At 42.8% G+C, this 12881-nt stretch carries 12 protein-coding genes; 8 read left to right on the top strand and 4 right to left on the bottom strand.

Annotated elements, in window-relative coordinates; translation table 11 throughout:
* Positions 1-39 precede the first annotated feature (39 nt).
* From panC to yjgA, 3 genes are read left to right on the top strand one after another with little or no spacing between them, the layout of a single operon-like run.
* The gene (gene panC, locus JMX63_RS07625) at positions 40-942 is read left to right on the top strand and encodes a pantoate--beta-alanine ligase (RefSeq protein ID WP_201571862.1); all 903 of its coding nucleotides are present in this window, start codon (positions 40-42) and stop codon (positions 940-942) included.
* A gap of 51 nt (positions 943-993) precedes the next feature.
* Positions 994-1959 (top strand): RNase adapter RapZ, encoded by a 966-nt coding sequence (rapZ, locus tag JMX63_RS07620; protein WP_160021439.1) that lies wholly within the window; start codon positions 994-996, stop codon positions 1957-1959.
* Positions 1960-2008: 49 nt separating this feature from the next.
* Positions 2009-2521: a ribosome biogenesis factor YjgA gene (gene yjgA, locus JMX63_RS07615; RefSeq protein WP_057757930.1), complete on the top strand. Its 513-nt coding sequence runs from the start codon at positions 2009-2011 to the stop codon at positions 2519-2521.
* A gap of 198 nt (positions 2522-2719) precedes the next feature.
* Here the strand turns inward: yjgA and JMX63_RS07610 are convergent, their stop codons facing one another.
* Positions 2720-3340, bottom strand: a complete 621-nt coding sequence (locus JMX63_RS07610) for a thiol:disulfide interchange protein DsbA/DsbL (protein WP_201571860.1) — start codon at positions 3338-3340, stop codon at positions 2720-2722.
* 505 nt (positions 3341-3845) lie between these two features.
* Here JMX63_RS07610 and ubiG point away from each other — a divergent pair.
* The 4 genes from ubiG (at position 3846) to JMX63_RS07590 (ending at position 6788) form a co-directional block, all read left to right on the top strand.
* Complete coding sequence (gene ubiG / locus JMX63_RS07605; RefSeq protein WP_134292303.1) at positions 3846-4673, top strand: bifunctional 2-polyprenyl-6-hydroxyphenol methylase/3-demethylubiquinol 3-O-methyltransferase UbiG; 828 nt, start codon at positions 3846-3848, stop codon at positions 4671-4673.
* A gap of 67 nt (positions 4674-4740) precedes the next feature.
* The gene (locus tag JMX63_RS07600) at positions 4741-5451 is read left to right on the top strand and encodes an HAD family hydrolase (RefSeq protein ID WP_102091401.1); all 711 of its coding nucleotides are present in this window, start codon (positions 4741-4743) and stop codon (positions 5449-5451) included.
* Between the two features lie 75 nt (positions 5452-5526).
* Positions 5527-6363 carry a YciK family oxidoreductase gene (locus tag JMX63_RS07595; protein WP_227673286.1) on the top strand — a complete coding sequence of 279 codons (837 nt, stop codon included), beginning with the start codon at positions 5527-5529 and terminating at the stop codon, positions 6361-6363.
* A 158-nt stretch (positions 6364-6521) separates the two neighbouring features.
* Positions 6522-6788, top strand: a complete 267-nt coding sequence (locus tag JMX63_RS07590; protein WP_101204603.1) for a DksA/TraR family C4-type zinc finger protein — start codon at positions 6522-6524, stop codon at positions 6786-6788.
* A gap of 253 nt (positions 6789-7041) precedes the next feature.
* Here JMX63_RS07590 and JMX63_RS07585 read toward each other — a convergent pair whose 3' ends face one another.
* Positions 7042-8298, bottom strand: coding sequence for a CobW family GTP-binding protein (locus JMX63_RS07585; protein WP_201571915.1), 1257 nt, complete (start codon positions 8296-8298; stop codon positions 7042-7044).
* A 67-nt stretch (positions 8299-8365) separates the two neighbouring features.
* Complete coding sequence (gene ompR / locus JMX63_RS07580; protein WP_057757943.1) at positions 8366-9124, bottom strand: osmolarity response regulator transcription factor OmpR; 759 nt, start codon at positions 9122-9124, stop codon at positions 8366-8368.
* A 378-nt stretch (positions 9125-9502) separates the two neighbouring features.
* On the opposite strand from ompR, the gene JMX63_RS07575 reads away from it, so the two are divergent.
* Positions 9503-12049, top strand: coding sequence for a Tex family protein (locus JMX63_RS07575; RefSeq protein ID WP_201571858.1), 2547 nt, complete (start codon positions 9503-9505; stop codon positions 12047-12049).
* 121 nt (positions 12050-12170) lie between these two features.
* On the opposite strand, the gene JMX63_RS07570 is transcribed toward JMX63_RS07575, so the two are convergent.
* Positions 12171-12725, bottom strand: a complete 555-nt coding sequence (locus tag JMX63_RS07570; protein WP_201571856.1) for a hypothetical protein — start codon at positions 12723-12725, stop codon at positions 12171-12173.
* Positions 12726-12881: the final 156 nt, after the last annotated feature.

The following is a 12881-nucleotide window of genomic DNA, read 5'->3' as shown; positions in this document are numbered from 1 at the left end:
TATTGAACAACAGAACGTGTGAATAGAAGAAAAGTAATCATGTCTCCAATTATTTATCATGATATCTCGTCACTACGTGAAGCGCTGCAGTCTTATCGTGGTCAGCAACGTGACAAACAAGACCGTCAGCAGCGCATTGCGCTAGTACCAACGATGGGTAATCTGCATGACGGTCATCTTGAGCTGGTAAAAATTGCCAAGCAGCATGCAGATGTAGTGGTGGTCAGTATTTTCGTTAACCCTACTCAGTTTGGCGTTGGGGAAGATTTTGACAGCTATCCCCGTACGCTAGATGCAGATGTGGCTAAGCTTGCGACAGTGGATGCAGATTACGTGTTTGCACCTAGTATTGATGCAATGTATCCAGTATTACCACCACCTACTGCTGTATTGGCTGGTGCTATTGCCAATAAGTTATGTGGTCAATCACGTCCTGGACACTTTGATGGTGTTGGTATTGTGATCGCTAAACTGTTCAATATCGTACAACCAGATGTGGCAGTATTTGGACAAAAAGACTATCAGCAGCTTGCTATCATTAAGCAGTTGGTACGTGACTTGAGTTATCCTATTAATATCATTGGTGCGCCTATTGTTCGTGCTGATGATGGCTTAGCGCTATCATCGCGCAATCAATACTTAAGTGCAAATGAGCGACAAGTAGCTCCTGTATTACATCAAGCATTGCAAGAATTAGCGCAGAGTTTGAAAAGTACGGCTCTTAGTCAGCAAGCATTTGATAAGCTATTAGTAGATACGCGGACACGTATTAGTGACGCAGGCTTTGTTATTGATTATTTGGAAATAAAGACTGATGAGTTAGGTTCTATTATGAGCGACTCTACAACCTTTAATATAGAAAACAAAAACATCGTTATTTTAGTCGCAGCATGGCTAGGACGAGCACGCTTATTAGACAATCAGTTGGTAGTGGTAAATTAGCTTTTATGACGTAGCAGTAGACTAGATATAATAGACTTGGATGAGTAGATCATGGGTGTAAGTCAGGATCAAAATAGTAATGCAGCAGCAACGATAGCGGATCAAACGTCTACGAATAAGCTCAGTATATTGGTGGTCTCAGGGCGTTCAGGATCTGGTAAAACCTCAGTATTGAATATCTTAGAAGATCTAGGCTATTACTCTATTGATAATCTGCCGCTGTCTTTGTTACCTAATGCTGCTCATAAACTGGTCAATGAAAGCGGCATTTATCGTATTGCGCTGGGTGTCGATATTCGAACGCCACGTGCTGATTTATCTAACTTTGCAGTAACGTATGCTTCTCTCAAGGAAACTTATGGATCTCATGCGGTACAAATTTTATATGTGACTGCACAAGAGAGTACGCTGATAGCCCGTTTCAACGCGACGCGCCGTGTACATCCTTTGATGTCACAAGATATCGATAGTGATAACGCTAAGCATATAGCCTTTAATTTACCTGCTGCTATCAAAAAAGAAGTTGAGCTATTAGAGCCAATTGCTGGTCATGCTGATATTAGGATTGATACCAGTAGCCTAAATATTCATCAATTAAAAGACAGCTTGCGTGAACATATAGGCATGGACAATCAGATTGTCATCAATCTACTGTCTTTCGGTTTTAAATACGGTAGTCCTATCGATGCTGACTTTGTATTCGATGTTAGAATTTTACCGAATCCACATTGGAACCCTGAGTTACGTGACTCGACAGGATTGGATACCGAAGTAGGCGCATTCTTCTCAGATTATCCAGAAGTAGCAGAAATGATGAATGACATTGATAAGTTTTTAACTCGTTGGCTACCAGAGTTTTTGCACAATAATCGTCATACGGTCACAGTTGCCATAGGCTGTACGGGCGGAAAACATCGCTCTGTTTTTATCACTGATCATCTACAACGCCGCCTTGCTGACGCTATGCCTAAAGGTGTGAAGGTATTGGCAAAACACCGCGAAAAAAGTCGTTGGTAGTGATGTCAGATACTATTTAATTTATTAATTATTATTTTGGAAAGCTTTTATGATTGACTGGAAAGAACAGGATATGCGCGTCTCGCGCACAGAACTCAAAAAAGCCCATGAGCGCTTACAGCAGTTATCTATACCGCTTGCTAGCTTATCGAAAAAACAGCTAAAAGCCTTACCTGCCAGTGATTATTTTATGGCGGAGCTAATGGCATTGGCTGATATTACCAGCGCCAATGCTCGTAATCGTCAGACCAAACGTGTTGGCAAGCTTATGATTGAAGAGAATCGCCATGAGCTGATAAAGGCACTATTTGATGCCTTTTTTCCTAAAGAACAAGTCTCAAAAATAGAGAGCTGGTACGAGCGCCTGAATATCAATGATGAAGGTACGCTTAAGCAGTTTGTGAAGCAATATAAAGCTTCTGAGCACCACAGTATGTATCAGTTATTATTGTGGATAGAGTATGCCAAACATATGCAAGATGATGAGTTGCTGGCAGAATCTAAAGCAGATTTGGCAAGTTATATTCGTGAAGTGGCTATTTTATCGCAGCTGAAGAAATAGCATCTATAACCAAGCTAGAAATCTATTAATTAGAATTTTATTAGTTGAAAGATTAGTAGTTAAAAATGAGTAATTAAAAGACGTATAGCTAAAATGTTAAGATGCAAAAAAGCCAATCAATTTATGATTGGCTTTTTTGTGCATGACGTACGGATGTACTGTGCGTTATGTCTATTATTCAAGTATTTATTGCTTAAGTTATTTCTTTTCAGCACGGGCTTTGTCGACCAAGTAGTCGACGACTTTAGGTACTTTAGCACTCTCACCAGTGACTACATATTTGCCTTGCACCACCACAGCTGGTACGCCAGAAAGCTGATAACGTTTAGCGCCTTCTTGTGAGCGACCAATTTTTGTACCAACAGCGAATGAGTTATATAGGCTGTTAAATTTCTTTTCATTCACGCCTTTTGATGCATACCATTTGCTCAATGATGATTGATCAAACAGTTTTTTACCATCTTTGTGGATAGCATCAAATAATGCAGAATGAGTTTTGTCTTCGAACCCTAAAAGCTGAGCCGCATAAAAACCGCGTGCATTGGCTTCCCAAACAGGGTTAAGTGCCGCTGGTGTTTTGAAGAATACGACATCTTTGTCTTTAGTCTTTGCCCATTTTTCCATATGCGGATCAAGCACATTACAATGTGGGCAACCATACCAAAAGAATTCACGAACAATGATAGCATCACCGCTGATTTTCTCTGGGTTGTCTAGCACACGGTAATCTTTTCCAGCGACATATTCTGCAGCTTGTGCGCCCATAGAGGCAAGTCCAATGGCCATGGCTAGACCAGTCAGTGTGATGACACGTTTCATACTTTATCCTTGAGGTGTGGAGACTTAGAATGGGTTAAGAGGTTTGTGTCTATATGGTTGTTAAACATATGACACTCTAAAATATATAGCTTTTAAAGCGTCTAAACCAGACAGTGTCGAGTATAATCGAACAATAACAAAGTATCGACTATGATAACGTAAAATGTATGTACTTGTGAATCGCATTCTTAACCGATAGTTGTAAAGCTGTTAGCTATTATTTAAGGTATATTGCTTGTTACTTTTTGAATCTACTGTTTCTCAAGTGTCTGCTTTATTTCTATATGGAACTTAAGAGATTCAAAAGTATCAGAATGCGATATTGTCACAAAGATACGTATCTTTTCTATATCAAGATACTGCCCAAAAAACAGGGTAAAGTTTAAGCCTATTCACAATCGCTGACGATGTGCTTACGACAAAACTGCTACTCTCATGCTAATATTAAGCACATAATCATGCACTGTAAACGATAATAACGATAGTGACAATCAAGGAACATACCATGAGCTCTGCTTTAAATTCTTCATCAACTTCAAATGATCAAAATAATAATAGCGCTTTCAATAGTACAGAGTCTACCACCATCAACGTAGATCCTAGCGAAGTCGAAAAATTTAATAACTTGGCGAGTGAGTGGTGGAGCAACACAGGGGCGTTTGCAACGCTACACGAGATCAATCCATTACGTTTAAACTGGATAGAAGAAAACGTCAAACGTGGCTATCAAAACGATGCTAATAAAACCACTGAGCAAGGACTTTCTGGCAAAAAAGTACTCGACGTAGGGTGCGGCGGCGGAATATTGTCAGAATCTATGGCACGCCGCGGTGCTGATGTGACAGGAATTGATTTAGGTACAGAAAACCTAAAAGCTGCTGCGTTACATGCAGAGCAAAGCCAGTTAGAGAATACGCTTCGCTATCAGCATATACCTGTTGAAGAGTTAGCAAAAACACATGCTGGTCAGTTTGATGTAGTGACTTGTATGGAGATGCTAGAGCACGTGCCAGATCCTAGCTCGATCGTGCAGGCTTGTTATGAGTTGTTAGCTCCTGGCGGTGTCTGTGTACTATCAACGATTAATCGCAATCCTAAGTCTTATCTGTTTGCCATCGTTGGTGCAGAGTATGTACTGCGGTTGCTTGATCGCGGCACCCATGACTATGCCAAATTTATCACGCCAGCAGAATTAGACAAAATGGCACTCAATACTGGATTTGTTCGTCAGGATATTATCGGTTTGCATTATAATCCGCTGACCAAACGCTACTGGCTTGCCCAAAACGTCGATGTTAATTATATGATAGCCGTACAAAAGCCATTGGTTTAATGCTGCACGCAGCCATTTATTTGCCATACTTTCACTAAACACGTCATCAATCTCAAGAGCATTCACTATGACCCAATTTGTAAAAGCTGTTTTATTTGACCTTGATGGGACATTAATCGATACTGCTGCTGATTTTGTTCGTATCATTGGTAAAATGAGTCTCGAAAATGACTGGCAGGCACCGCCTGAAGCGGAAATCCGCGAGCAAGTCTCTGCGGGTGCCTCGGCCATGGTGCAATTGATGCTAAGACATAACGATCAACTCGAAGTCAGCGAGGAAGCATTGCTTGAGTTTCGTCAGCAGTTCTTAGATGATTATGAAGCAGATATCTGTGTCGATAGCTGCGTGTTTCAGGCGCTTGAAGCGGTACTGACTGAACTTGAAGCAAAGGGCGTGCCATGGGGTATCGTTACCAACAAGCCGCGTTATTTAGCCGAAAAGCTATTAAGTGAGATGCAACTGGATCAGCGCTGTGCAGTTTTGGTCTGTCCAGATGATGTATCACGTACCAAACCAGATCCAGAGCCAATGTATATGGCGCTAGAAAAACTGGGTATCCCTCGAGGCGCGGCAGGCTGCGTGCTCTATGTTGGTGACCATATACGCGATATCGAAGCTGGCAACGCTGCTGGCATGCCAACGATTTTGGCCGCTTATGGATATATTCCACCTGAAGATCAAAAGTCTTTGAAAAAATGGGGCGCCGACTATATTACTGACACGCCTGAGCAGTTAAATAAATTACTGCTATCGTCTGGTAAGTTTGAGTATTTATAGACTACTATATATCACCAGTTTTACAACTATAAGCACATATCCTCAACGATTTAATGATAAGTAGTGAGCAATGCCATGAGTGACAATAATAATCAATCAGTCGATCCACAAGACAATAAAAAAACTGTTCAAAGTCCTATTCAGCCTTTGACTCATGATGATATTCGTAGCTTTGTACCGTCCAGTAATTGCTTAGATGGTAAGACTATTTTGGTGACTGGTGCGGGGGATGGTATTGGCCGTGTTGCCGCACTGACCTATGCTCGTTATGGTGCCACAGTTTTATTGTTAGGACGCACTAGCAGCAAGCTTGAGTACGTCTACGATGAGATTGAGAGTCTTGGTGGTAAGCAGCCTGCTATGCTGCCGATGAACTTAGAAGGGGCGACTTACGCCGAAATGCAGCAGCTCGAAGGGCTAATTAATAAAGAAGTCGGCCAGTTAGATGGCATATTGCATAATGCTGGTGTATTAGGACAACTGACGCCGCTTGAGATGTATGACGTCGATACTTTTGCCCAAGTGATGAAAGTTAATTTCACAGCGGCTTTTATGCTGACTCAAGCGTTATTGCCGCTATTAAAAGATGCTGACCATGGGTCTGTTGTCTTTACCTCTAGCACTGTAGGTACACATCCTCGCGCATTTTGGGGGGCTTATGCGCTATCAAAACAAGCAGTAGAAGGTATGAGTGATATCTTTACTCAAGAGACGCAGAACACAACCAATCTACGTTTTAACTGCGTTAATCCAGGTGGTACTCGTACCAATATGCGTGCGCATGCGTATCCAGGTGAAAACCCTATGAGCTTAAAAACACCTGAAGATATCATGGCAGGCTATGTCTGCCTGATGAGTGATGAGAGCATTGGCGTACGAGGTCAGGTCATTGAGCTACAACCAAAAGACTAGTAGCAAAGTTTTAAGGTGAGTCAAAATAATTACGTCATTCTTTATTGATGGTTTTATACACTATCGCAGGTTGCAATTAACCATAGCTAGCCCCATCTATTTGTTATTAAAGATATTTGTATTGTCTGATTATAATGAATAAAAAATAGGATAAGATTATGGCAGGTGGCTGGTCAAGAGATGGTGCTGAGCACGAACAGATGGATGCAACGGTAAATGATGCATTGGAACGCGCGCGACGTTCGTTACCGACAGGTGTAAGTGCTGAGCTGTGTGACGAATGTGGTAAGCCGATTCCAGAAGCACGGCGACTGGCGGTGCCTGGTATTCAGCATTGTGTTAGCTGTCAGACGGAGCTTGAACAAGAAGCAAAAGCGGCTGAGCTGTTTAATCGTCGTGGTAGTAAAGACAGTCAATTGCGTTAAAAAATAGTTAGGGCGTGTCCTCAATTCAATCGATAGTCATCTAAATGGGTTAAAAATGGCTAAATCTTGCCAAACGGCGTCAAATAGCTGACTAATATCTCGATATTATCTGCGCTATTTTCCTTGTTTGACTGCGATTTATCTCATGTTTATCACCATTTTTAAAATGAGGACACGCCCTAGTTGCGTTGAAAAAAGAAAGGGCGGACATTGCTAGATAAAATAGCAATGCCTGCCCTTTTTATGCTTATTGCTATATGACCAGTGCCATCAGTTCGCGGTCGCACTCTTCCCAATCTATCAAGGCTAGTGACACTTTGGCATCATTCTCAGTTTCTGATTTTCCTGTAGCTTTATCGACAGTATTGCCTAATTGCAAAATAATTTCCAATCGACTATCCGTCTGTGGGTCAATGGTTTTGGTGGTTAGACTACCAGGGTTAAAATTGATCTGCATCCAGCCATCAGAAGTATGTACCACGCCTTTGATACGTTGCCAGTTTGGCAATGCTAATAACCAATCCTGTAAATCGTCAGCGTTTAGTATGTAGTGTGCAGGTAGTCGCCATCCAGCCAATTGAAAATCTTGCTGCTCTTCATGGTAGCGATAGGGGAGATCACTATCAGCACTGGTCTGAGGATTGGCCTGAGCCTCGCTCTCATCGGTAGATAGACTCGATGATGGCACAGTTGCTAAAGAATTGGCTTGAGACTGTAAACCAATCATAGATTTTGTAGGATTAGAGATACTGACTTTTCGTTGTTTCGAAATGATAGAGCTGGGCTGATTCAGTTGGTCGTTTAACGTAGTCGAGTATGTACCTGCTACAAGTTTATTTGCTACAAACTTATCTGATGAATGGACATCTGATGAGTCTATTGCCTCAGGTGCCGTTAGTTCTGATGCTGCCCAAATGATTTTTACTTGTGAATTTAGCGTGGTTATCCATTCTACCAAGGTTTGTTTTTCGCTAGTATCTAATTGGGTATAACGATTGATTATCAGCACATCGGCATCACGGACATGCGCTTGAAAACCATCATGATCACGATACTTAATCTGTTGCCACTGCTCGCCACTCAGTACGGTTATCACCGCATTCATTTGTAGGGCAGTTTGCCAATGCGGTGCACTAAGTTGTAGTATCAGCTCACGTGGATGTGCCAATCCTGTCGGCTCAATGAGTAATCGCTGTGGATGATGCTCACTGAGCAGACGACTGATTGCAATCTGTAAGGGCAGCTGACTAGTGCAGCAAATACAGCCACCACTGACTTCACGAATGGCGATATTTTTTTGCTCAAGAGTGTTATCTTGGGAGCTGGCTAGGAGTGCGCCATCAATACCGATACGACCAAACTCATTGATTAAGAGAGCCCAGCGTTCGTCATCAGGTTTTGTGGCCAGTAACTGATTAATTACGGTGGTTTTACCAGCACCTAAAAACCCTGTCACTAACGTGCAGGGTATGTTTTGAAAAAGAATTGGGTTTTTCACAAATAGGCTCATCATATTGGCACGTGTTTGTGAGTAAACAAACACGGCCTATATTAAAAGGAATTAGATCAGTCAAAAGTTATTCGCTTTTGATGGTTTCTACCTCAGCTTCATCAGGAACGAACACGTAGCCAACGCCCCATACGGTCTGGATATAACGTGCTTGTGAAGGGTTGTCTTCAATCAGGCGACGCAGACGTGATACTTGAACGTCGATAGAGCGCTCCATCGCACCCCATTCACGACCACGGGCAAGGTTCATCAACTTATCGCGGGTCAATGGCTCACGTGGATGCTGTACGAGCGCTTTTAGTACTGAAAACTCACCTGTCGTCAAAGTGACTACGTTACCATCACGTTTGAGCGTACGAGTCGATAGATCTAATGTCCATGGACCAAACTCGACCACTTCCATTTGATGACTTGGCGCACCTGGCAACTCACGATTTTGACGACGCAGTACAGCTTTGATACGAGCCAATAGCTCTTTTGGGTTAAAAGGCTTAGGTAGATAATCATCTGCACCTGCTTCTAGACCTGCGATACGGTCTGCATCCCCACCCTTGGCAGTCAGCATAATGATAGGAATATCTGCATTGTCTTCACGCAGACGCTTACAGATACTGATACCGTCTTCGCCTGGTAGCATCAAATCGAGCACGACTAAAGAGAAAAGCTCACGTTGCATGAGTTTGTCCATCTGACTGCCGTCATGAGCGGTACGAACGACAAAACCGTCGTCTTCTAGGAAGCGTTGCAACAAAGAGCGCAGACGAGCGTCATCATCGACGACTAAAATACGCTGAGTCAACGTGTCAGGGCTGTTGTTATCAGTCATACAGGCATCCTTTTATAAAAATTATTGTTATCAGAAACTACAAGTAAATAGCTATGAGCAAAAACACTGCCATTAATTATCATTATTTAATTATTGGTTACGAATAAGCACTTCATAAAATTAAAAACTATTGTTCAATATGTCAGCACATATCAATATTTGTGTTATTGATACTTTAGTGTATAAGATTGCACCGAGAATTGCATCACCCATGATAATAAATGCTGTATGCGTTTGTTTAACAAGTCCATAGGATGTGTGATATAGAATGATTTGCGTCCTAAAATGCGCAATAAATAACGAAAAGATAAAAAGGATTTTTATTCATGCAGCTTTTGCTATAATGCAAAGCTACATTTCTCAACGATTGATACGTATATGAGTAGCACTGATACCTTAACGTCATCTCAAACCTCGACAAATGCACAGGTTTTAGATGCAACCACACACGCGAATATTCACGACAAGCTTGCTCGCGCGCTTGGCATTAAGACTGCTCAAGTCAATGCGTTTGTCAAACTTTATGATGAAGGCGCGACGGTTCCTTTTATTGCGCGTTATCGCAAAGAGAAGACTCAGAATCTTGATGATGCGCAGCTACGTACTTTAGAAAAGTCTCTTAATTATGAGCGTGACATGGCAACACGTCGCCTCAAAATTACTGAGCTGCTAAGCACACAGGGCAATCTGACTGACGAGCTACAGACGCGTATCGATAATGCGACGTCTAAGCTTGAGCTTGAAGACATCTATCTGCCATATCGTCCACGTCGCCGTTCACCAGCTGCCAAAGCACGTGCTGCTGGTCTCGACGTTGCTGCTCAGGCGGTACTGACGCAAGAGATTACCCCAACAGAGGCACTGGCTGACTATCAAGCGCCATCTAGCATCTCTGACGACAGCGGTAACGAGATTGAAGTCGACTTTAGCGATATCGATAAGCAATTGGCGGGCGTGCAAGCCATCATCGTTGATGAGTGGACACAAGCACTAGACTTGCTAGATAATTTACGTAGTGGTTTTGCCAAAACGGCGAGTATCGTATCTGCGGTTGCGAGCGAAGAAAAACGCGAAGTCGGTGAGAAATTCAAAGATTATTTTGAACATAGTGAAAGCCTTGCGCGTCTGCCAAACCATCGTTTATTAGCAATGCTACGTGGTCGCCAAGAGAATGTTTTGGGTCTCAAAATCGAAGGCGAAGATGCCCCCTTTATCGAAAAAACTATCAAGCATTTCGATGTTAATGCCAAAGCACCTGACGCGCGCCGTGAGTTTTTAACAGAAGCCGCTAGTAGCTTATGGAAAGAAAAATGGCGTCCGCATATCGAGCATCGCTTATTGACGGAAAAACGCCTAACTGCTGAAGCTGACGCGATTGATGTGTTTGCCAATAATTTACAGCATTTACTCATGTCAGCACCTGCTGGTCGTAAAGTGATTTTAGGTGTGGATCCCGGCATCCGCCATGGCGTTAAAATGGCGATTGTCGCTGCCCAAGGCCATGTCATGCTAGACAGCGAAGACAAGCCTGTCGTCGCAACCGTTTATCCATTCGCCCCTGATAATAAGATGGATGAAGCCAAAAAAGTCATTGATGAATTATTAAGTACTTACAACGTCGATCTAGTCGCTATCGGTAACGGTACGGCGAGCCGTGAAACAGATGCGATGATTAAAGAGATTTTGGCCGCCAATTCTGAATTAAAAGCCAAAGCGGTTATCGTTAATGAATCAGGCGCTTCTGTCTATTCAGCCAGTGAGCTGGCCACTGATGAGCTTGGTAATTTAGACGTATCTGTACGCGGTGCGGTTTCTATCGCTCGTCGCTTGCAAGATCCGTTATCAGAGCTGGTCAAAGTAGATCCAAAAGCCATTGGTGTTGGTCAATATCAACATGATGTCAACCAAAACCAGTTGGCTGATAGCTTGGATAAAGTGACCCAAGATAGCGTGAACGCGGTTGGGGTTGATGTGAATACGGCAAGTCCTGCTATCTTGGCGCATATTGCAGGTTTGAATAAAAATGTCGCCCAGCAAATCGTCACTTATCGTAAAGAGCACGGCGCATTTGATAGCCGTGAGGCGCTCGAAAACGTTCCGCGTTTAGGTGCTAAGACCTTTGAGCAGGCAGCAGGCTTCTTACGCATACATGGTGGTAGTAATCCACTTGACGCGACTGGTGTGCATCCAGAAAGCTATGCGCTGGTCGATAGCTTACTGGCGCAAACCGGTAAAGCATTGCCAGAAGTCATCGGTAACGACGGTGTACTAAACACGCTCGACACCACTGCACTAGCGGCAAATGATGATAATATCAGTGTCAAAGCTATCATCGAAGAGCTCGCTAAACCTGCTCGTGATCCTCGTCCTGAGTTTAAAACGGCCAATTTCCGTGATGATGTTAATAGCATCAAAGATTTGAGCGAAGGTATGACGTTAGAAGGGGTAGTCACCAACGTAACTGCCTTTGGTTGTTTCGTTGATGTTGGTGTACATCAGGATGGTCTGGTACATATCTCGCAGATGGCCAATGACTTTGTCGCAGATCCTATGAACCGTGTCAAACCTGGCGATATCGTATCGGTACGGGTTATCTCCATCGATGAGAAACGTGGTCGTATCGGCTTTAGCATGAAACCTGAATCTGAAAAACCTGTCCGTACGGCTGCCAAGTCTACGACAGCTAGTACAGATGGCGAGAAAACCAGTCGTCCACGCAATAATAATGCAAATAGTGACCGTCCAAATAATAGCCGTCCAGCTGCTGACAAACGTCCGTCTAAGCCACGTGGCAAGCGTCAGGATAAAGACAACGCGAGCAATCGTAGTAAGCCAGTAAAAAATGATAAAGCTGAAGCCCCAAGTAAAATGGGTACATTCGGCGCTTTATTACAAGAAGCTGGCGTGACTAAAACTAAGAAGTAAATACTGCTAAAAATAGCTAAAATTTATAGTTTGGTATAAAAAAAAGGCAGCCATATGCATATGGCTGCCTTTTTATATAAGTAGTACGCTTACAAACTAATCAAACAAACTACCTATCTGCTTAGCGTGATACAGCGATACGACGGTTTTCTTTGAACTGTACGTTTGCTGGCTGAGTAGCTAATAACTCACCACGCTTGTCTTTTTTCTTTTCTTGCAACGTACTAGCAGCATCTGCAACGTTATTCTCAGTAGCCGATTCACCAGCGATTAAAGGCTGATAGCCTGCATTGCTGTGTTGCATGTTAGGCGCTTGAGCTTTCTGTACAGGAGCCTGAGCAGTTGTAGCAGTAGTCATTGCTGCCGCATTGGTTGTTGCTTGAGCGTTGTTCATCAAAGCTGCGTTATCGTCGCTTGCTTCATTATCCATATCGTCAGTTTCGTCGTTCATTTCATCTGCTTCATTACCCATGTCCATATCGACATCTACAGCGCCAGGTTGGGTCGCTAACAACTCACCATCAGGACCTTCTATTTCAGCCTGTAAAGTGCTCTCGACAGCAGCATTACGCATATTTGCTAGCATTAGATCGCTATTGTTAACGGGTGCTGCCATTGCCATAGTTGGTAATACAAGGCTGGCGCCGACGATTAATGATAAAACATTCTTTTTCATTATAAAACTCCATGATACATAATTAGCAATATAGTCAATCTTAGATAAAACCGATACAATATTTATAACCAATTCATTTAGTGAAATAAACGATGACCTATTCAATCGACTTTCGCAAACAAGTGTTACGAAGCATTAAAGACGGCATGACCATTA

The organism is Psychrobacter nivimaris, from assembly GCF_904846365.1.
In the GTDB taxonomy this organism is placed as follows: Bacteria; Pseudomonadota; Gammaproteobacteria; order Pseudomonadales; family Moraxellaceae; genus Psychrobacter; species Psychrobacter nivimaris_B.
Note: the sequence above shows the minus strand (reverse complement) of the source record. Positions and strands in the feature narration are given on the sequence as shown.